At 59.1% G+C, this 19,760-nt stretch carries 17 protein-coding genes; 12 read left to right on the top strand and 5 right to left on the bottom strand.

Annotated elements, in window-relative coordinates; all coding sequences use genetic code 11:
• Positions 1 to 23: 23 nt before the first annotated feature.
• On the bottom strand, positions 24 to 875 hold the full coding sequence (gene panC, locus PLUT_RS08450) for a pantoate--beta-alanine ligase (protein WP_011358360.1): 852 nt from the start codon (positions 873 to 875) through the stop codon (positions 24 to 26).
• On the bottom strand, positions 859 to 1,596 hold the full coding sequence (gene rsmI / locus PLUT_RS08445) for a 16S rRNA (cytidine(1402)-2'-O)-methyltransferase (protein WP_011358359.1): 738 nt from the start codon (positions 1,594 to 1,596) through the stop codon (positions 859 to 861). Before rsmI ends, panC begins: the two co-directional genes overlap by 17 nt.
• Before the next feature lie 111 nt (positions 1,597 to 1,707).
• Here rsmI and PLUT_RS08440 point away from each other — a divergent pair, with 111 nt between their 5' ends.
• Positions 1,708 to 2,691, top strand: coding sequence for an ABC transporter ATP-binding protein (locus PLUT_RS08440; protein ID WP_011358358.1), 984 nt, complete (start codon positions 1,708 to 1,710; stop codon positions 2,689 to 2,691).
• A gap of 21 nt (positions 2,692 to 2,712) precedes the next feature.
• Positions 2,713 to 4,515, top strand: coding sequence for a S49 family peptidase (locus PLUT_RS08435; protein WP_041463890.1), 1,803 nt, complete (start codon positions 2,713 to 2,715; stop codon positions 4,513 to 4,515).
• Positions 4,516 to 4,591: 76 nt separating this feature from the next.
• On the opposite strand, the gene PLUT_RS08430 is transcribed toward PLUT_RS08435, so the two are convergent.
• Positions 4,592 to 5,887: a hypothetical protein gene (locus tag PLUT_RS08430; protein ID WP_041463889.1), complete on the bottom strand. Its 1,296-nt coding sequence runs from the start codon at positions 5,885 to 5,887 to the stop codon at positions 4,592 to 4,594.
• A 112-nt stretch (positions 5,888 to 5,999) separates the two neighbouring features.
• On the bottom strand, positions 6,000 to 8,771 hold the full coding sequence (locus PLUT_RS08425) for a phosphoenolpyruvate carboxylase (protein WP_011358355.1): 2,772 nt from the start codon (positions 8,769 to 8,771) through the stop codon (positions 6,000 to 6,002).
• A 174-nt stretch (positions 8,772 to 8,945) separates the two neighbouring features.
• Here PLUT_RS08425 and PLUT_RS08420 point away from each other — a divergent pair, with 174 nt between their 5' ends.
• A complete protein-coding gene (locus PLUT_RS08420; protein ID WP_011358354.1) occupies positions 8,946 to 9,587 on the top strand; it encodes a photosystem P840 reaction-center cytochrome c-551 in 642 nt (213 codons plus the stop codon).
• 78 nt (positions 9,588 to 9,665) lie between these two features.
• Here the strand turns inward: PLUT_RS08420 and queF are convergent, their stop codons facing one another.
• Positions 9,666 to 10,016 (bottom strand): preQ(1) synthase, encoded by a 351-nt coding sequence (gene queF / locus PLUT_RS08415; protein WP_011358353.1) that lies wholly within the window; start codon positions 10,014 to 10,016, stop codon positions 9,666 to 9,668.
• Positions 10,017 to 10,164: 148 nt separating this feature from the next.
• Between queF and PLUT_RS08410 the strand changes: the two genes are divergently transcribed.
• From PLUT_RS08410 to PLUT_RS08370, 9 genes are all read left to right on the top strand, one after another.
• Positions 10,165 to 10,860 carry a class I SAM-dependent methyltransferase gene (locus PLUT_RS08410; protein WP_011358352.1) on the top strand — a complete coding sequence of 232 codons (696 nt, stop codon included), beginning with the start codon at positions 10,165 to 10,167 and terminating at the stop codon, positions 10,858 to 10,860.
• Position 10,861: 1 nt separating this feature from the next.
• A complete protein-coding gene (locus tag PLUT_RS08405; RefSeq protein WP_011358351.1) occupies positions 10,862 to 11,665 on the top strand; it encodes a DUF4905 domain-containing protein in 804 nt (267 codons plus the stop codon).
• Between the two features lie 41 nt (positions 11,666 to 11,706).
• The gene (locus tag PLUT_RS08400) at positions 11,707 to 12,687 is read left to right on the top strand and encodes a tyrosine recombinase XerC (RefSeq protein ID WP_041464177.1); all 981 of its coding nucleotides are present in this window, start codon (positions 11,707 to 11,709) and stop codon (positions 12,685 to 12,687) included.
• 79 nt (positions 12,688 to 12,766) lie between these two features.
• Positions 12,767 to 13,087 carry an HPF/RaiA family ribosome-associated protein gene (locus PLUT_RS08395; protein WP_041463888.1) on the top strand — a complete coding sequence of 107 codons (321 nt, stop codon included), beginning with the start codon at positions 12,767 to 12,769 and terminating at the stop codon, positions 13,085 to 13,087.
• 94 nt (positions 13,088 to 13,181) lie between these two features.
• Positions 13,182 to 14,180 (top strand): HPr(Ser) kinase/phosphatase, encoded by a 999-nt coding sequence (gene hprK / locus PLUT_RS08390; RefSeq protein WP_011358348.1) that lies wholly within the window; start codon positions 13,182 to 13,184, stop codon positions 14,178 to 14,180.
• Entirely contained in the window at positions 14,149 to 15,957 is a 1,809-nt protein-coding gene (locus PLUT_RS08385) for a peptide-binding protein (RefSeq protein WP_041463887.1), read from the top strand. Before hprK ends, PLUT_RS08385 begins: the two co-directional genes overlap by 32 nt.
• Positions 15,958 to 15,963: 6 nt before the next feature.
• On the top strand, positions 15,964 to 16,929 hold the full coding sequence (locus PLUT_RS08380; RefSeq protein WP_011358346.1) for an ABC transporter permease: 966 nt from the start codon (positions 15,964 to 15,966) through the stop codon (positions 16,927 to 16,929).
• 14 nt (positions 16,930 to 16,943) lie between these two features.
• The gene (gene ruvB, locus PLUT_RS08375) at positions 16,944 to 17,978 is read left to right on the top strand and encodes a Holliday junction branch migration DNA helicase RuvB (RefSeq protein WP_011358345.1); all 1,035 of its coding nucleotides are present in this window, start codon (positions 16,944 to 16,946) and stop codon (positions 17,976 to 17,978) included.
• 115 nt (positions 17,979 to 18,093) lie between these two features.
• Positions 18,094 to 19,719 carry a tetratricopeptide repeat protein gene (locus tag PLUT_RS08370; RefSeq protein ID WP_162010069.1) on the top strand — a complete coding sequence of 542 codons (1,626 nt, stop codon included), beginning with the start codon at positions 18,094 to 18,096 and terminating at the stop codon, positions 19,717 to 19,719.
• The last annotated feature ends 41 nt before the right edge of the window (positions 19,720 to 19,760 follow it).

The following is a 19,760-nucleotide window of genomic DNA, read 5'->3' as shown; positions in this document are numbered from 1 at the left end:
TACGGTATCGACCGGAACCCCCTTCACACACGGAATTTTTGGTTGTCGATCAAGCGGACCCGCTCTGCTGCGGCAGCGATGAGCAGGCGGTACTCGTGCTCTTTCACGACTGTTTCTGCGGGCTCGAAGCTCTCTTCATCGACGAATGCCGCGTATTCAAGCTTGAATTGCGTGTTTTCGGTGATCATCCCGGCGACTTCGGCCGCTACCGCTTTGAGGTCATTCTCTCCGGCGGCCAGCATCTCTCCGGCATGCTGGATTGCGCGGTGGATGGCCGGTGCCTTCTGCCGTTCATCGCCTGTGAGGTAGATGTTGCGGGAGCTGACGGCCAGGCCATCGTTTTCCCGTACGGTCGGGGCGGCAACAATCTGGACGCCCATGTCGAGGTCCCGGTTTATGCGCCGGATCAGGGCGAGCTGCTGGGCATCCTTTTCGCCGAACACGGCGACATGCGGTCGGGTAATGTTCAAAAGCTTCGAGACGATGGTCGCCACCCCGTCGAAATGCCCGGGGCGCCGCTCGCCTTCAAATCGCCTTGTGATGCCTGAGCAGGAAACCGTTGTCTGGAATCCTTCGGGGTACATGGCTTCCGGCGTCGGGGCGAACAGGTAGTCTACACCGGCGGAGCGGGCCATGGCGGCGTCCTTTTCAAAAGGGCGGGGGTAGCGTTGGAAATCCTCTCCGGGTCCGAACTGCGAGGGGTTGACGAAGAGGGTCATGATGATGGTGCCGGCATGCTCCCGGGCCAGATTCACCAGGCTGAGGTGTCCTTCGTGCAGGGCGCCCATGGTCATGACGACTCCGATGAGCTGACGCCCGGCGCGGAGTTTGTCCGCGGTGGCCTGCATTTCAGCGGGATCAGTGACGATCTGCATATCGGTCTCCGGTTTTGGCGTTCTTTTTGCGTGCGGGAGGGTGTACGGCAACGACGAACTCCCCCCGTGTCTTTCCTTCGGGGAGTGCGGCGCGCAGTTCGCCAATGCTGCCGGTAAGGTACTCTTCGTGGAGCTTGGTCATCTCCCTGCCGATGAACACTTCCGCTTCGGGGAGGAGGGCTTCGAGTTCGTCGAGGAGTTTGTGGATGCGGAAGGGTGATTCATAGAGGACGAAGGTCGACTCCATCGCCGCAAGTTCCTCGAGCCGGCTCTTCCTTCCCTTCTTGTGCGGCAGGAACCCTCCGAAATAAAAGCTGTTTGCCGGAAGGGGGCAGACGGAAAGGGCCGCGGTGAGTGCCGATGGTCCCGGCACCGGTACGGCTCCGATGCCCCGCTGGTGGAGTGCGCGGATCATGCCGTAGCCGGGATCACTGATGACCGGGGTACCGGCATCGGTGATGAGCGCTACATTCCGGCCCTCTTCGAGCAGCGAGGCAACACGGTTGATGGCCTGCTCTTCGTTGAAGTTGTGGTAGCTGATCAGCTTTTTGCCTTCTATGCCGAGATGGCGGAGGAGGATGGAGGCGCGGCGGGTATCTTCGCAGGCGACGGCATCCGACTGACGCAGAACGTCAATTGCCCTCAGGGTAATGTCTCCGAGGTTTCCGAGCGGGGTGGCGACGACGTAGAGGGTGCCGGTATGGTGCGATTCGGTGCTCAAGGGCCGGAGGGTCTCCCTGGGGACGGCTTTGTTGTGGTAGATTCAGAATGCTTTTAGTATATAGTCAAAATAACAGAAAGGGCACCCCCAAAAAAAACATGCAGGATTGCGATGGCTGAAGCGCGACCACTGCTCCGGGTCCAGGACCTGCGGGTGGAATTCAATGTGAAGAAGGGCGGCGGCTTCGGCCGCCCGGTGCCCCTCAGGGTGGTCGACGGCGTGTCGTTCAGCATTGCGGAGGGAGAGACCCTCGGCCTCGTCGGGGAGTCCGGCTGCGGCAAGACCACGCTGGGTCGTGCGCTGATCCGCCTTGGTCATGGTTCAATCCACGGCTCGATCGAGTTTGAGGGACGTGAAATCACCGCGCTCGGTGCACGTGATTTCCGACAGCTGCGCAGCCGGATGCAGATGATCTTCCAGGATCCGTTCGGCTCGCTCAACCCCCGCCTCACCGTCGGGGAGATGCTCTCGGAAGTTCTTCTGGTGCACGGCCTCGGCAAAGGGCCCGATGCCCGTCGGCGCATCGCGGAGCTGCTGGACGTGGTGGGGCTTCCTCGCGAGTACCATCACCGCTATCCCCATGAGTTTTCAGGCGGTCAGCGCCAGCGGGTCGGCATTGCCCGCGCCCTGGCCCTCAACCCACGCTTCATCATCTGCGACGAGCCGGTCTCGGCGCTCGACGTCTCCATCCAGTCGCAGATCATCAACCTCCTTAAGGACCTGCAGCGCGATTTTCAGCTGACCTATCTCTTCATTGCGCATGACCTTTCCGTGGTTGAGCATATTTCCGACCGCGTTGCCGTGATGTATCTCGGCAGGATCGTCGAGATAGCCAGTTCCCGGGATCTCTATACGAACCCCACCCACCCCTACACCAAAGCGCTCCTCTCGGCCATTCCCAACCCGGAGCCCGGCCGGAAGCGTGAGCGCATCATTCTCGGAGGTGACCAGCCCGGTCCCATGAACATTCCTCCGGGCTGCGGATTCCATCCCCGCTGCCCTTCGGCCATGCCGGAGTGCGCCGTGACAGCACCGGCCCTGCGACCGCTCGGGGAAAACCCCGGGCACCGGGTGAGCTGCCTGCTCAACAGTTAGTGAACCAACGATTCCTGTCCAATGAAACAGATCCGTTCGAAAACCGGCTGCCTCAAGCGGGGTTGCCTCTTTATGGTGCTCCTGCCGCTCGCCGGCCTTGCCCTCATTCTGTGGCTGAACCACGGGGGCCGTTCCCTGCCTGATCGCTTCGTGCTTTCAGTGCCCCTCAGCGGATCCCTTGATGAACGGGCGCCATCGGCTTCCGGGCTGCCTTTTTCCTCAGCTGAAGGTCCTCTTTCCCTGCAGGACCTGCTTTTCACCCTCCACCATGCATCCTCTGACCCGAGGGTGGATGCCGTGCTTCTCGACATCGATGGAGTGCGTACGACGCCGTCTAAGATTTCGGAGCTCCGCCGTGCAATCGAGCGGACGCGCGCAAGCGGAAAACGTGTTATTGCATTCCTCCATAGTCCGGAGGACAGCGACTGCATGCTCGGCGCAGCATGCGATTCCGTCATTGTCGAGGAGGGGGGATTCATGCTGCTCGACGGTCTGCGTGCCGAGACCCTTTACTTTGCGACCCCGCTCAGGAAAATCGGTGTGTCGTTCCAGGCCGCGCAGTGGAAGCGGTACAAGAGCGGCATCGAGCCGTTCGTACGCACCGGACCGAGCCCCGAGGCAGAGGAAGAGGTGTCGGTGCTGCTCGACGAGGTCTATCGGGATTATATCGGCTATGTATCCCGGCGGCGCCATCTCAGCCCCGATTCCCTCCGCTCGATCATTGACAATGTGACGCTCATGACCTCTCCGGAGGCCGTGCGGCTGGGTCTTGCCGACGGTGTTGCTTCTTCCTGGCGTTTCCATCGCGAGCTGGAGCGGCGCTTGACCGGTAAAGAGCCTGATCCTGAAAGCGGATTCTTTGTCGGCGCGGACCGGTACCGGGACTCGATGGAGTGGCCCATGAAGGCAGACACGAAAGACCGGATCGCCCTCATAACCCTGTCCGGCCCCATTGTACGCACGACGGGTGAGGAGGCGCTAGGTCTTGGTTCCGGAGTGGACGTTGCGGCGGTGCGGCGCTCGATTGAAGGAGCGCTCAAGGACCGGCGGGTGAAGGCCATGGTGCTGCGCATCGACAGCCCCGGCGGGGACGCTCTGGCTTCGGCCGAGATGCTTGAAATGCTCGATTCGGCCGCCGTTTGCAAACCCCTCGTGGTCTCCATGTCAGGGGTTGCCGCTTCCGGAGGTTACATGGCCGCTCTCTCGGGGCGTTCCATTTATGCTGAACCGCTCTCCATCACCGGCTCAATAGGCGTCTACGCCCTGAAGCCCGAAATCAGCGGTCTCGTACAGAAGATCGGTCTCGGTCGCAGCATCGTCACCAGAGGCCGCAATGCCGATGCGAACTCAATCTATAAACCGCTTGACGGGGAGGCGTACCGGAAGTTCGTGGAGGCTTCGGGCGAGGTGTACCGGGATTTCGTGGGGAAGGTTGCCCGGGCCCGGAAGATGAGTCCCGGCCGTGTCGATTCGCTTGCCGGCGGCCGTGTGTGGACTGGACGCCGGGCGCTTGAAGTCGGCCTCGTCGACCGCTCCGGAGGACTGTTCGATGCACTGGGTGAGGCTCAGCGGCTCGGGGGCATCGACAGTACCCGCCAGCCGGAAATCGTCTGTTATCCCAGAGAGAAGAGCTGGCTGGAGCTGCTTGTCCGGGGCGACTTCTCCGCAATTGGCTCAAGGGTGGAAAGCGCCCTTGCAGGGCGTGTCATCGGCAGGCTCATGCCAGGCATAGGACCGGTGCCGGCTGCCTTGTATCCACTGTTGTCGGGAGATCATGGCGGTGAGGTGCTGACGGTGATGCCCTGTGACATCATTATCCGCTGAAACCCGGGCAGGCTTGGCGTTGAAACACTACGGGCCCCGGCGTTGAAACCGGGGCCCGTGTCATGTCTGCTTCTCGTCAGAATGTATAGGTGAGGGATGTCTGGGTTCTCCAGACGTCGCTGTCGCTGGAGCCGATGTACCCGGTTTTCCACTGCGAGAGCTGGAGACCGAGGATGAAGTTCGGCGTGATGCTCTCTATCACGTTGGCGAAGATGGTGCGGTTGAAGGAGCGGCTGCCTGCGGTAAGATCGCTGTTTTCGGGATCGTCGACACCGGCTCCGAGCGCGACCGCTGTGGAGGGCGAGAGGCTGTAGCGCAATGCTGCCCAGCCACCCTGCGCCCGCGTTTCATTGCCTGTTGAGCCGAGGCTCTGCCCAATGCCTCCCCAATAGTTCTCAAGGTTTGATCCGGTGAAGCACTCGCCTGCAAACAGCAGTTTCTGGCTAAGCGGCATGGAGAGTTCAAGGCAGGCTGACCAGGTGTCAGCGGTTATGTGGGTGTTCGATGCGTCCAGATCCCACTGCTCCTGGCCGTAATGACCAGAGGCAGCTATAGTGGCCGGCTTGTCGGCTACAAGGACCGGTCCCGTCCATGCCACACGCCCCTGGAATGTCGGGATGTCCGCGTCTTTTCCTGTGTCGGTGGTTGGATATAATTCCCCGATAGTCCGTGCCGCGGCTACCGCTACTTCCACGCGCTCTTTGTCGCCGGCCTTGAACCCTTTGGTGAACCGTACCTGAGGATGACGCCCGCCTATGTTTCCGGCATCCCACATGAGTCCTGCATCGTCGACGAATGGAATCAGTGAGGAGTTCAGGTCCCAGGTCTGTCCGGCTATGATGCTGAGGTCGGACTTGGGCCAGTATGCTTTGAGGTAGCCGTGGCGAAGGCGGGGGTTCGCGGCGTTTTCAGTGCCGCCGCCGAAGAAGTCGAACTCGATTTTTGCCGAAAGCTTCATTGCTTCCGTGTCGGGTCCGGAGAGGTCCATGCCGATACGTGTTGCATTGCCCGTGAGGTTCCATTCGGCATCGCCATCGCTGCCCGGTGCTGCATAGAGTGCGATGTTTCCGGGGGTGAGCCGGCCGGTGTCGTAGGACCCGTCGAACCGTGCGAATCCGTACAGGCGCACATTGACGCCCGGTGCGGCTGTGACGGCCGGTTTTGCTGTCTGCGGTGAGGCTGGAGAAGGCACGGGGGATGTGGTCGTGGCGGCCGGTCGTGCCTGCAGGAGCGCCTTGAGCTCGGCCAGTTCGCCCTCAAGGCGGACGATGCGCTCCTCGAGGCTTCCTTCAGCCCTTGCGGGCGACGGAGCTGCCGACATGAAGAGTATTGCGGCAAGGAGCAGCGGTGTGAGGGTATGCTTCAGTGTCATGAGGTCGGGTGTTGCTGTTGCATGGAATAGTCGGGATAAAGTCCGTAATATAGCCATCCCCCTGCAATTGTGAAATCCCCCCGCCTCCACCTTGATTGCGGCAGGGGCCCTTTCAGCCGGTCGTGCGGAGCCCTCCCGAGATGGCGTTTACGGTCAGGAAGAGTTCCGGCAGCATGGCGTCGGCCTCTTCCTTTCGGCCATCATCCAGCAGCTTCCTCCACTCGGCGATGCGCTGTACCTGCCAGCGGTGCAGCAGGCCGAGTCCTTCGCGCCGGAGTTCTATGAATCGGTTGACGTTGAGGCGCTGGGTAGCCAATGGCTTGCTGTAGAGGATATCGATGAAGCGTTTAGTTTTCCGATACTCATCTTCAATCATGCCCATGATCTTGTCTCTCAGTCCGGCCTCAGTAACGAGCCCTGCATACAGGCGCATGACTGAAAGGTCAGCGGCGGCAAGTCCGGTGTCGGCATTGCTGATGATGTAGCGCAGGGGAGGCCATTGGTGGGAGCGGATGCGGATGTCCTCGAATGCTTCAGGGTCGCTTTCATTGAGTGCTTCGAGCGCAGAGCCAACTCCGTACCACCCTGAAAGCGAAAACCGGGCCTGATTCCAGCTGAACACCCAGGGAATGGCCCGCAGGTCGTCCAGGCTGTCTCCACCGGTGCGCCTCGATGGGCGTGAGCCGATCCGGTTGGCTTCAATGATGTCGACAGGAGCCGCCTGACGGAAGAAGGTCACAAACCCCTCTGTTTCAATGAGTGTCCGATAGGCGCTGTAGGATGCGCTGGAGAGGCGGTCCATCACCGGTTCGAGGTGGTGCGCCGCTTTTTCGTGCCGGCTCTCCCTGATGAGCGAGCCGGCAACACCTGCCATGAAGAGCTCAAGATTGTAGACCGCACTGATGCGGTTCGCGTATTTCTGTGCGATGGTTTCACCCTGTTCGGTGAAGCGCATTCCGCCGTTGCATGCTCCGTAGGGCTGCGCCCTTATGAACCGGTGCGTCGGTCCGGCTCCGCGGCTGATGCTTCCACCCCTGCCGTGGAAGAAGCGGATGCATGTGTTGTGACGGCGGCCGACTTCCAGCATTGCTTCCTCTGCCCTGTAGAGCGCCCAGGCGCTGGTCAGGAGTCCTCCGTCCTTGTTGCTGTCGCTGTAGCCGATCATTACTTCCATCACCCTTCGTTTTGCGCCATCGCGCCGCCGCTGGTACTCGAGGCTGCTTTCTGTGACAGGGTGGCTGAGGAAGGCATCGAGAATCCCGGGACTTTTTTCCAGGTCGCCGATGGTTTCAAAGAGAGGGACGACCGGAACGATGCAGGCGCTCTTTCCTTTTATCGAAGTCATGAGCCCGGTTTCACGCGCAAAGAGATAGACGGAGAGGAGGTCGGAGACGCTGCGGGTCATGCTGACGATGAGCGACCCGATTCCTTCGGTGCCGAACGATCGGATATGGCCTGAAAGTACCCGGAAGCAGCCGAGCACCGATTCGGCTTCCGGTCCTGCCTGCATGTCGGGGCGTGTGAACGGGCGAGGGGAGCGGAGTTCACGGTCGAGCAGCTCCCGCTTTTTCTCTTCGCTCATGTCGATGTATGGGGTTTCATCCTGCTCCCCGTTTCCTGCCGCTCTTATAAGGGCGGTGAGAGCCAGATCGTGAATCCGGCTGTTCTGGCGGATATCGAGCGATGCGAGGTGGAACCCGAATGACTGCACTGTCCGTGAGAGAGGGAACACGAGCTCCCGGGCGATGTTTTCCGCCCCTATTTCTTCAAGTGAACGGGTGAGGATGGCAAGATCTCCGAGGAGCTCCCTGGCCGAGTGGTAGCGGAATGCCGATCCCGATCCCGATCCCGATCCCCGGATGGCAGGCGGGAGAGATACTCTCATAAGGTTGATGAACTGCCGCCATGGCTCCCTCTCATTGCGGCGGACGGCATCCATGCCGCGTTTTCCGTGTTTTTTTCTGAGGGTGTCCATGCGCCCAATGAGCTCCTCTCCGGGATCCTGCAGACGATCGGACAGGCTGAGCTTCGAGCCAAGGTTCCTGAGGGCGGCATCAATGAGTCCGACGGATTTCAGGCGCATGTCGCCGAGCGTCTCGGCGGTGACATCTGCGGTGACGAGGGGGTGGCCGTCACGGTCGCCGCCCACCCAGCTGCTGAAGCGGATAGAGGGGAGGTCGTCAGGGACTTTGAATGAGCGGGCGGAAAACCCTGCAGCTTCCCACGCTTTCATGAGCCGGCGGTCCATCATTGTGATGGCATCGGGAAAGATGTTCTCCAGATAGTGCGCGACGTTTGCCCTTTCATCGGCGATGGATGGTTTCTGGAACAGGATTTCGCCGGTCCTCCACAGCGTTTCCATTGCAGACGTAATCTCCCTGCGGATATCGAGCTGCTCGGCGGGGGTCCACATCTGGTTCTCCCGTTTGACCAGGAGCAGGTATATGTTGCGGTGGAGTTCCAGCACGGTTTTTCGTTTCGCTTCTGTCGGATGGGCTGTCAGTACGGGATGAACCTGCACCCGTGAGAGCACAATCCGGGCTTCTTCCTCCGAGAGCCCCTGCTGCTGGACCGGAAGGAGGGTCCGGCCCCAGAGCCCCTCCAGAGAAGCGGCACCGTGTTCGGCTTCAAGCGTCCGGCGGTTCTGTGCCGCCGAGTTTTCCTCTGCCATGTTGAGCAGCTGGAAGAATATGGAATAGGCCTGCAGCGCCCGCTCCGTGTCGGGGTAGTGTCCAAGGTCGATTCCGCGACCGCCGCGCGGGAGGCGGGCTGCCAGAGCCTCTTCACCGAGGCAGCAGAGCATCTCCTGAAAACAGCTGATGAGGAAGCCCGCATCCCGTTCGGCTTTTTCAAAGTCGATGATGGTGCTGGTCGTGCTGATCATGGGACTGATCCTTGGATGGTTTCGGTGATGGCGATGCCGCCCGTAAAATAACAACGAACGGGGATTTCCGGCTCATCGGGCTTTTTAAGGTTAATGTTTGCCGCCTTTGTGATTTATGTTTATCTTACTCAATAATTTTATGGTAAGCCACTAACTCCTAACTCATTACCAGTCATGGACAACAAATCAAACGGTAAGCTTATCGCCCTTGCTTTTGGTGGAGCGGCCCTTATGGGAGCTTTGTTTTTCGGAGTGTCGTTTCTGACCGGTTTCAAGGTTCCGGCGGAGAACATCTCCTCGGTCCTGACTCCTCTTCGTTCATTCACCGGATGGTTCCTGCTCATCCTGTGTGCTTCGCTCATAATCAGGGGTTTCGGCAAAATCTCCGGCAAGGTCAGCGACAAGTGGTTCCTAAGCCTTCCGCTTACCATCATCGCCATTGTTGCCGTGATGTTCGCCATTCTCTGGCTGAGGCCTTCGGGCATCCTTCTTTCCACCACCGGCCGTACCACGACGCTTCAGGGCGATTATATCCGCACGGTTGACGACCTGAATGCCTTCCTCAACCAGCCGGCCGCCACCACCAATGTGCCTCCCGCACCTGAAGGGTTCGATTTCGCTGCTGCAAAGGATTTGGCCGACAATCGCTGCAACAAGTGCCATACTCTCGGCTCGGTTGAAGATGCCCTGCGGACCAAGTACAAGAAGACCGGCAAGGTCGATATCATTGTCAAGCGGATGCAGTCCTATCCCGGTTCAGGCATTTCCGACAGCGATGCAGCCGACATCATGATCTACCTGACCGAAAAGTTCTGAGGGCAGGCGGAGTTTCTGCTCCATACCCATAGATTAGCGTTGAAAGCCCCGAAGTGTTCCTCCGGGGCTTTCTGGCGTTCAGGCCGAAGCGTTGTGGCTGACGGTGACGGTTTCGGTGATGCCACCGCGGGCTTTCCACTCCGTTCTGACGGTCATGCTGCGGGGGCTTGAGACGGCGACGAGGTCGTCGAGGATGCGGTTGGTGACATTTTCATAGAAGATGCCGGCGTTGCGGAACTCGAGGAAATAGTATTTGAGCGATTTGAGTTCGATGCAGGTTTTATCGGGGATATAGCTCACGGTGATGGTTCCGAAGTCCGGAAGGCCCGTTTTGGGGCAGACCGAGGTGAACTCCGGATTGACGATTTCGATCGTGTAGTCGCGATCGGGGTAGGTATTGTCGAAGACTTCCAGAATCTCTTGTTTCATGGGGCCGGTTGTTTATCGGGTTGTTTCGGGCGAGCTGCGCCCTGTTCTCCTGAACGCTCAAAAATAGAAATCCAGAGTGATTTTCAGTACATTCAGTTTGATTTTTTTATGATCCTCATGCCCTAAAAGACCCTCAAGACTGCCGCTTATGATCCATTCAGCTGAAGAGATTCCCGCTGACGCCAGCCGCCTCAACAGTGAGCTTGCCCGGGAGTACGATCTGCTCGATACCCATTGCCAGATTGGGGGACGTTCGTTCAGTTTTACAAGCGTCAGCGACAGCTATGCCCTGCTCGACAGGATTTCGCCTGAAGAGTTCATCCGTGATGAACAGATGCCCTACTGGGCCGAAATATGGCCCTCTGCCCTGGCCCTTTCAGAGTTCCTTTCCGAATCAGTGCCGCTCAAGGGAGCCCGTGTCATCGAGATCGGTGCGGGCACCGGTCTCGTTTCGGTCGTTGCGGCTTCTCTCGGCGCGAAAGTGCTCGCTACCGACTACTCTACAGAGGCGCTTCGCTTCATCCGCTGCAACGCACTGAAGAACGCTGCCCGGATCGACATCGAACAGCTCGACTGGCGTAATGTCCGGCAGGAAGAGCGCTTCGACATGCTTCTGGCCGCCGATGTGCTATACGAACGGGTAAACCTCCTGCCGATCCTGCTTTCTATCGAACGACTGCTGAAACCGGATGGCTGCGCCTACATCGCCGATCCCCGCCGCCGCCTTGCCGAGCAGTTCCTTGAGCTTGCCGCGGAGAACGGGTTTTCGGTCAAGGCCCATGCCCGCGAGCACCGGGGGGCGGGGAAGCCCGTCGCGGTCAACATCTACCGGCTGACGCGCTGATATGGATGCAGTAAGCCAACATCGAGAGGCCTGGCGTTATGACTGCGGAGATGGCGCCATCCTCTGGCAGCTATCCTTCACCGGTTCCGGGATGCTGTTCGGCCAGAAACGCTTTCCCGGCGACCGCCGGTCCCTCTTTTTTGCCATCGATCCCGAAGCCTACAGGGTGCTGATCGACGATTTTCAGCCGCTCGATCCCGCTTCCGGTCTGCCGCTCGGCGCAGGGTGGTTTACGGGGATAGAGTCGACCCACCGGGACCTTGTCTATCTGCACGCCTGGCAGGAAGGCAGCCCTCTGCACAGGGGGATATGGGCCGTTCTGGCCCGCACCGGCTCCATCCTCTGGTCGCAGCCGGGCCTTGAGTATGTCGCCCATACCGACAGCGGCCTGCTTGCATGCCGGCAGAGCTCCTTTGCGGGATTTCCGGAACGGAATTATCTCCTTCTGGACCCCTTGACGGGGAAGGAGAGCGCTTGTGATGATGCTGCCGGCCTCAGGGCTTCGGCCATTGGGGAAGATGCGCGTCAGGAGGTGCAGCTGCCCGAAGCGACTGAACGCCTGCCCGACGGGAGCAGGGGCGGGGAGTCGATTGTTCGGGGCAGGGTTGTTGCTGGTTCCGTCCATGAAGATCTTGAGGGGAGATGGCGTTCGACTCTCCGCCTTTGGGAAGATGGCATGGAGGTCTACTGCGACGTGATGGATGAGGGCGGGAGCATGCCCGCCCGCAACAATTTCCTGATCAGGGGGGATAAATTGTACTACATTAAAAAGAAACGGGAGCTGGTTGCCTTTACCCTTTTTTGACTCCGCTTTCCGTCTTGCAGTCGAACCTTGCCTCCCTATTTGTGAAGGATAATCCGGCAACATTGTCCGAACGCCTCATCGAGGAATTTCTGCTCTCAGGCCGTGGACAGAAGAACCTGTCCGGAACGACCATCGTAGCCTACCGGACAGATCTTCGGCAGTTTTTCGGTTTTCTCGCCCGCCATTCCGGTTCCGGGGAGTTTGATCTCTCATTGGTCACCCCCTCCCTTGTACGCATGTTCATGGGAGACCTTCTCCGGCGCGGCCTGCAACAGCGCTCCATTGCCAGAAAGCTGGCTTCCCTCAAGAGCTTTTTCCGATTTCTCCACGAATCGCGCCATCTCACAGAAAGCGCGCTGTCGGCCGTTTCCATGCCGCGCTACAGTCGCCCCATTCCTTCTTTTCTGACTGAGCCTGAAGCTTCGATGCTGTTTGAGGATGTAGTTCCAATGGCACCTCACCGGGAGGGATTCGCCCATGGCAGAGAGCTGCAGCGGAATTTTACGCTCCTTCGCGATGCGGCCATCCTCGAGATGCTCTACGGCTGCGGGCTCCGGATTTCGGAATTGACTGGCCTCCGCCAGAGCGATCTGGAAATGGTCGGAGGGTTTGTGAAACTGACCGGAAAGGGACGTAAACAGCGCATCGTTCCTCTTGGCGCACCGGCTGTTTCCGCCCTCAAAAAATATTTTGAAGTCCGGCTAAACTTCTTTAGAATATCTGTAGACGGGGCTTTGGGGGAGTCGGACTTTGTGTTCCTGACCAACAAAGGCAAACAGATCTATCCCATGCTTGTCCAGAGGATGACCCGCAGGTATCTTGCTGCGGTTACCGAGCAGAAGAAGAAAAACCCGCATACGCTGCGCCACACGTTCGCCACCCACCTCTTGAACGGCGGAGCAGATCTTCAGAGTGTCAGTGAGATGCTCGGCCACAGCAACCTTTCGACGACTGAAATCTATACGCATGTGACTTTTGAACGCCTTAGGGAGGTCTACAGAAAAGCCCACCCGAAGGCATGACAGCTTTATGGTCCGGCGCTTTCCTGCCCCGGCCTTGTTCCTTCATTCTTTTCACCCATATATCCTTAGGGAGGTTGTTATGACGAAAGAAACCGGCAGCGACATGCCCACCATCAAGGTCACCCTGCGCCATTCCAATAACCACAATGCCATAGAGGAGTATGCCCGCAGTGCCGTACAATCGCTCACGAAGCTGTATCCGGCAATCCTCACGTGCCACGTCATCCTCGACCACCAGAAGAATGATTTCGAGAAGAACAAGAATGCCGAAATAACCCTGCACGTGCCGCAGCATGACTTTATTGCCAAAGAGTCCGGAACGGCCTATGAGCTCTGCATAGATGCCTGCGTGGATGCGCTCGGTCGGCAACTCCAGAAGTACAAAGAGAAAATGCACTGAACCCGGTGCCTGCCCGCCGGCGGGGGCGATGCCTCCGGCCGGCTCCGGGCCGCCGTCTGACGCAGGAGTTTCCATCACCCTCTATGCCGGATCCATGACCCTCGACCAAAAAGGCTTGAAGAAGCGATCAGTGACGGTCGCCTATTTTTTTAACAACATCGGCAAGAAGCATGACATCCGGCTCAGGCGGATGAACACCGTCGATGAGCAGGAACGGCGGATTTTCGAGCGGGACCTGCACCGACCGGGGCTGGCGCTGGCAGGGTTCACCAATCTGTTCACCTACAAGAGGCTCCAGATTCTCGGTAACACCGAGACGCGTTTCCTCAACCATCTCGGCGAGGAAGAACGGAAGGCGGCATTCGCCAACCTGACGCGTTTCAAGGTGCCCTGCATCATCCTGACAAGCAACAACAAGCTCCAGCCTGAGCTGCTTGATATGGCCACTGCAGCAGGGATTCCCGTCTATGTGACCCGTCAGTCGTCCACCAAGGCCATCTACCTTGTCACGGATTTTCTCGACGATCAGTTCTCCCTTTACCAGCAGTACCACGGTTCCATGGTCGATGTCTACGGTGTCGGCGTGCTCTTGACCGGCAAGAGCGGCCTTGGCAAGTCGGAGATTGCCCTTGACCTTGTGGAGCGGGGCCACGGCCTCGTCGCTGACGATGTGGTTGTGATCCGCAGGAAAGGGGAAACCATGCAGCTCAGCGCATCACGCAACAACATCATCGACCATTTCATGGAGATCCGTGGTCTCGGCGTGGTTGATGTAAAGGCAAATTTCGGCATCCGCGCCATCCGTGACGTCAAGGAGGTGCTGGTGGTCGTCGAACTGCTTGAGTGGAACAAGGAAATGGAGTATGAGCGGCTCGGTCTGGACACAAAGACGATAAGGATACTCGGTGTCGATGTACCGCTGGTCCAGCTTCCCATTTTCCCCGGCAAGAACATCACGGTGATCATCGAGGTCGTCGCACTGAACTTCCTTCTCAAACGCTATTCGAACTATGTGGCAGCCGAGGCGCTGACCGACAGGATAAAAAAGGTGATCCACAATGATGACAGAACTGCAGGTGACATCCTTGTCTGAACGGGCGATTGCCCACAGCGGCCTGAGGAGGCTTCTGCTTCTTCCGCTTTCGATGCTGCTGTTCATTTCCTCCGCCTGCAGCCAGGGCGGCGGGGAGCATCCTGCCCGGAAGGCGATGGATTCGACCCTGGTCATAACCTCGCTCGGCGATGCCGACTACCTCAACCCGGTCATCGGCGCTTCAGTCACTTCATCGAACATCTTCGGCCTGATCTATCCGTCTCTGCTCCAGAGCGAATTCGACACCACGACGGGCCTGCTCAACTACATGGCGCTGGATAAACAGCTCCGCCCCCCGACCTCCGGTCATACGACCAAAACCCCGAAAGCCGCCCTTGCCAGAACATGGCGGATGGCTCCGGACCACCGCTCCATCACCTACACGCTCCGCAATGACGCATACTGGGATGACGGCAAGCCGATCGTAGCCGGCGATGTCCTTTTTGCCTACCGCCTCTACGGCAACCCCGTGATCGCCAGCCCCCGCCAGCAGTACCTTGCCGAACTCGAAGGAGCCGAGAACGGCCAGGTGGACTTTTCGCGGGCGGTTGCCGCTCCCGACGATACTACTCTGGTGTTCAGGTTTCACAAACCCGTGCCGGAATATCTTGCCCTGTTCCATACCTCCCTTACGCCGATGCCGGAGCATTTCTGGCGCAACGTCAAGCCCGATGAGTTCCGCAACTCCCCGCTCAACCGCAAGCCGCTCGGTGCCGGCCCCTACCGGTTGAAGTCCTGGAAGCCGCAGCAGGAACTGGTGCTTGAAAGCAACCACCGCTCCAACCTTCCGAAACCAGGCAACATCCCCCAGCTTTCGTTCCGGGTAGTGCCCGACTATACCGTCCGCCTCGCCCAGCTCCAGACCGGTGCAGTGGACGTGGTGGAGAACATCAAGCCGGAAGACTTCCGGGGTCTGGCCGGTTCGAAGAATCCCGTCGATATCAAGAGTGTCGGGCTGAGGGTCTATGATTATGTCGGCTGGTCGAACATCGACCAGGACGAGTACCTCAAAAGCGGCCGCGCTGTGCCGCATCCGCTATTCGGTTCCGCAGCCGTGCGCCGTGCGCTGACCTTCGCCATGGACCGTCAGTCGATCATCGACGGCTACCTCGGCCGGTACGGGGTTCCCGCAGTAACCGATATATCCCCGTCACTGAAATGGGCCTTCAACGAAAAGATACAGCCCTATCCGTTCGACCAGCAGAGAGCCCTCTCGATACTGAAGGCAGAGGGATGGGTGCCGGGCCCCGATGGTATTCTCCAGAAGGCGGGACGCCGGTTCAGCTTCGCCCTCTATACCAATGCGGGCAATGCGCGCAGAAACTACGCAAGCGTCATCATCCAGCAGAACCTGCGCTCAATAGGCATCGAGTGCAAGCTCGAGGTTCAGGAATCGAATGTCTTTTTCGACAACCTGCAGAACCGCAGGCTCGATGCCTGGATGGCGGGCTGGTCGATCGGCCTGGAAATCGACCCGATGGATGTCTGGGGTTCGGACCTCGAGAAAAGCCGGTTCAACTTCATGGGGTACCGCAACCCGAGGGTCGACAGGCTTTCGGCCCTTGCCAAGGAGAAAATGGATCCACTGGACGCTCGTCCCTACTGGCTGGAGTATCAGGAAATCCTGCACCGTGATCAGCCGGTCACCTTTCTCTACTGGATCCGGGAGACCCAGGGGTTCAGCCGCAGGATAGAGGGTGAGGAACTGAACATTTCCGGTGTATTTTACAACATCGATGACTGGACGCTCAGTCCTTCCCGAACCCTTGCGCCATAGAACCGCATGCTGACCTATATTTTCAAACGGCTCCTGATTGCCATCCCGCTCATCTTCGGGGTCCTGACCCTTACATTCTTCATCATCCGTCTCGCGCCGGGCGACCCTGCGGCATTTTTCATCCAGCCGGGCATCAGCCCCAACGTCGCCATGCAGATCCGGGAGCAGTACGGTCTGAACGACCCCCTGCCGATCCAGTATGTGAAGTGGCTCGGTCATGTCCTGCAGGGTGATTTCGGAAGAAGCTTCAGCCGTGCCCAGCAGCCGGTGCTGGAGGTCATCGCCAGTGCGCTTCCGATCACCGTGACCATTGCGCTCCTTACCCTCATAGCCAACTTCACCTTCGGCATCCTCATCGGTGTGATATCGGCCGTCCGGCAGAACAGTTTCATCGACCGGTTCCTGACCGTGACGGCGCTCTTCTTCTATTCCATGCCGGAGTTCTGGTTCGCCCTCATGATGATCATCATCTTTGCCCTCAAGTTCCCGCTTTTTCCCGCCTCCGGCCTGAATGAGGTGGGAGCTGAAGGGTTCGGCCCGATCGGATTTGCCATGGACCGTCTATGGCACCTGTTTCTGCCTGTAACGGTGCTCAGCATCAATGGCGCAGCTGGCATTGCCCGTTATGTCCGCGGGAGCATGTTGGAGGTGATCCGCCAGGACTATATCCGCACCGCACGGGCGAAGGGTCTTCCTGAAAGGCTGGTCATATTCCGCCATGCGCTCCGCAATGCCCTGCTTCCCGTCATCACCCTCATGGGCAGTTCCTTGCCGTTCATCTTCAGCGGGGCTCTATTCATTGAAGTGATTTTCGCCTTTCCCGGGATGGGCCGGGTAACGGTTGAAGCCATTTTTGCGCGGGACTATCCGCTTATCATCGCCAATACTTTCATTTCCGGGATCCTCATCGTCTTCGGCAACCTCGTTGCCGATGTGCTCTACGCTGTCGTTGATCCCAGGATCAAGCTGTGAAACCAGGGAGCCATTTGAGAATAGAACTGCTCAATACCCCCGTAGATGCCGTCGAACTGCGGATTGAAGACCAGATCCGTCCACGGCGGATGGAAGACTTCACGGGCCAGCAACGGCTGACCGACAACTTGAAGGTGTTCATCTCCGCGGCCAGGATGCGCGGTGACGCCCTCGATCATGTGCTGCTTTCCGGTCCTCCCGGACTCGGCAAGACGACCCTCGCCCACATCATCGCCGAAGAGATGGGCGGCTCACTGAAAGCGACTTCCGGACCAATGCTCGACAAAGCGGGGAATCTGGCAGGGATTCTGACTAGCCTGCAGAAGGGTGATGTGCTCTTCATCGATGAGATCCACCGTATGCCGCCGGCTGTCGAGGAATACCTGTACTCGGCCATGGAGGATTTCCGCATCGACATCATGCTCGACAGCGGCCCTTCGGCACGGGCCGTCCAGCTCAAGGTCGAGCCCTTCACCCTCGTCGGCGCGACGACACGTTCCGGACTCCTGACCGCTCCGCTCAGGGCCCGCTTCGGCATCAGCAACCGGTTCGACTATTATCCGCCCGAGCTGCTCGAAACGATCCTCATGCGATCATCCACCATACTCGGCATCGGCATCGAGAGGGATGCGGCTTCAGAAATCGCCGGGCGGTCACGCGGAACCCCCCGCATCGCCAACCGCCTGCTCCGCCGTGCCAGGGATTTCGCCCAGGTTGACGGTATGGAGATCATCAGCCGCCCGACGGCCATGAAGACCCTCGACTCTCTTGAAATCGACGAAGAGGGGCTTGATGAGATGGACAAGAAGATCATGGATGCTGTCGTCAACCGTTTCAGCGGCGGGCCGGTCGGCGTCGGTTCGCTCGCAGTCTCGGTCGGAGAGGAGCAGGATACCATCGAGGAGGTCTATGAACCATACCTCATCCAGGCGGGCTATCTCTCCCGCACCCCCCGGGGAAGGGTGGCTACACAGCGGGCGCTGCTAAGGTTCTCGGATGGAAGCTCCGCACTTCGGGGAACTCTGTTCGATGGGCAGGAGCATGTCTGAAGGGCTTTGGCGACATAGGCAGCGATCTGCGCTTCGCGCCATATGGACGGTCTCGTTTTTCTTCATTCTGTTGTTCACAGCCTCATGCAGCTCCGGTCCCGCGCGTAAAGCCGAGATGGCAGCCCGCAGTGATTCCCTTGATGCTGTGATGGAGCGGGAGTTCCTGCGGGCATCATTCCTCGATGCCAGAGGCGATCACCCCGGCGCCATCAAAGGATACCATGAGCTGCTCCGCCGCCAGCCCCTGAATGCCGCGCTTTACTTTTCAACGGCAAAGGCCTTTCTTTCCCTCGGGGAGCTCGATTCAGCGAGGGTGTACGCAGAGCGGTGTGCTGCATTGAGCCCTTCCAACCGCCATGCACTCGGTCTGCTTGCCGATGTTTCCCATGCGATGGGCGAGCCGAAGAGGGCGGTGCAACTATACGGGAAGCTGGCCCATATGGACCCCGGCAACACGGAGCTGCTGACATGGCTCGCCATGGAGCACCTTGCGGCTGAACAGCCCGCAGAGGCGCTGTCGGTGTTCCAGCGGGTGCTGAGCCTTGATCCCGGCAATGAGACGGCCCGTTCCCATGTGCTCCTGCTCCAGATCAGGATGCAACGGTACCCGGAGGCCATCGCCTCGCTTCGGGAAATGACAAAGGGCGGCAACGGGGATGAACGGCTCCGGCTCACTCTCGGCGGGTTGTACCTTCGCACCGGCGACTATGCCGATGCGGCCTCTACTTTCCGTGAGGCCATTGACGCCTCGCCCGGTTTCATTCCCGCATGGCTGGCACTCTTCGAGGTCTCTGTCCGTTCGAAAGATATGATGTCGTTCCGTTCAGACCTTCTGAGCTTCTACGATACCCTTCGTCCCGCTCTTCCGAAAAAACTCGAACTGACCCGGTTTTATCTTTCGGAGTCGGTATCGGACAGCCTCTACCGCATCCCGTCGAGAATCATGCTCGATGAGACATGCCGCCGCCATCCAGAGAGCGCTGAGGCGCTGATGCTGAGGGGATGGGCACGCATGCGTGCAGATGATCTGGGTGGCGCGCTAAGGGATTTCAGGGCGGCTGTTCCGCTGGACCAGAAAAACAGCGACCTGCGCGAGAGCCTGGTGTCCGCTCTTCTGGTATCCCGGCAGTTCTCTGCCGCCCAGAGGGTCGTGCTTCGCGCCAGACGGGATTTTCCCTCCGAACGGCTGCGGTTCCAGATTCTGGAGGGCTATGTGCTTTATGAGTCTGGCAAGGCTCGCCAGGCGGTGCCTTTGCTTGAGCAGGCGCTTCGCTCAAGGCGAATACTGGAACGCCGTGAGCTTCAGGAGCGGGCGCTCAGTACCCTGGCGTTTGCTTACGATACCATGGGGGTTCCAGCCAAAAGCATGCCGTTGTATGAGCAGTTGCTGGTTCTCGAGCCCGGCAACGCCCTTGTTCTGAACAACCTTGCATACAGCCTCACCATAGTAGGCTCCGACCTCAAGAGAGCGCGCCAGTTGGCCGAAGCGGCGGTGGCGAAAGAGCCCGACAGCGGGGTTTATCTTGACACGCTCGGCTGGATCCTCTACCGTCAGGGAGAGCTTAAGGAGGCTCGTATTCGTCTTGAACGGGCAATGGAACTGGAGCCTCTTGAGCCTGAGATAGCCCGCCATCTCGCTGAACTCTATAGGGCTGCAGGAGAACTGGAAAAGTCCGAAGCCATGCAGAAGAAGGCCGAAGAGCTGGAGCTGAATCGTGCTCTTCCGCCAACAGGATCGTGAACGGGCGGTAATGGAAGCGATAACAAAAAACGGCGGGGGGT

Origin of the sequence: Pelodictyon luteolum DSM 273, from assembly GCF_000012485.1 — a bacterium.
Classification (GTDB): Bacteria; Bacteroidota; Chlorobiia; order Chlorobiales; family Chlorobiaceae; genus Chlorobium; species Chlorobium luteolum.
The sequence above is the reverse complement of the archived record's forward strand: the minus strand, read 5'-3'. Positions and strand labels throughout refer to the sequence as shown.

What these genes read in the sequence shown, in the direction of transcription:
- panC (WP_011358360.1), bottom strand. Translation starts at nt 875, where the DNA reads ATGCAGATCGTCACTGATCCCGCTGAAATGCAGGCCACCGCGGACAAA.
- PLUT_RS08440 (WP_011358358.1), top strand. Translation starts at nt 1,708, where the DNA reads ATGGCTGAAGCGCGACCACTGCTCCGGGTCCAGGACCTGCGGGTGGAA.
- PLUT_RS08435 (WP_041463890.1), top strand. Translation starts at nt 2,713, where the DNA reads ATGAAACAGATCCGTTCGAAAACCGGCTGCCTCAAGCGGGGTTGCCTC.
- PLUT_RS08430 (WP_041463889.1), bottom strand. Translation starts at nt 5,887, where the DNA reads ATGACACTGAAGCATACCCTCACACCGCTGCTCCTTGCCGCAATACTC.
- PLUT_RS08425 (WP_011358355.1), bottom strand. Translation starts at nt 8,771, where the DNA reads ATGATCAGCACGACCAGCACCATCATCGACTTTGAAAAAGCCGAACGG.
- PLUT_RS08420 (WP_011358354.1), top strand. Translation starts at nt 8,946, where the DNA reads ATGGACAACAAATCAAACGGTAAGCTTATCGCCCTTGCTTTTGGTGGA.
- queF (WP_011358353.1), bottom strand. Translation starts at nt 10,016, where the DNA reads ATGAAACAAGAGATTCTGGAAGTCTTCGACAATACCTACCCCGATCGC.
- PLUT_RS08410 (WP_011358352.1), top strand. Translation starts at nt 10,165, where the DNA reads ATGATCCATTCAGCTGAAGAGATTCCCGCTGACGCCAGCCGCCTCAAC.
- PLUT_RS08405 (WP_011358351.1), top strand. Translation starts at nt 10,862, where the DNA reads ATGGATGCAGTAAGCCAACATCGAGAGGCCTGGCGTTATGACTGCGGA.
- PLUT_RS08395 (WP_041463888.1), top strand. Translation starts at nt 12,767, where the DNA reads ATGACGAAAGAAACCGGCAGCGACATGCCCACCATCAAGGTCACCCTG.
- hprK (WP_011358348.1), top strand. Translation starts at nt 13,182, where the DNA reads ATGACCCTCGACCAAAAAGGCTTGAAGAAGCGATCAGTGACGGTCGCC.
- PLUT_RS08385 (WP_041463887.1), top strand. Translation starts at nt 14,149, where the DNA reads ATGACAGAACTGCAGGTGACATCCTTGTCTGAACGGGCGATTGCCCAC.
- PLUT_RS08380 (WP_011358346.1), top strand. Translation starts at nt 15,964, where the DNA reads ATGCTGACCTATATTTTCAAACGGCTCCTGATTGCCATCCCGCTCATC.
- PLUT_RS08370 (WP_162010069.1), top strand. Translation starts at nt 18,094, where the DNA reads ATGGCAGCCCGCAGTGATTCCCTTGATGCTGTGATGGAGCGGGAGTTC.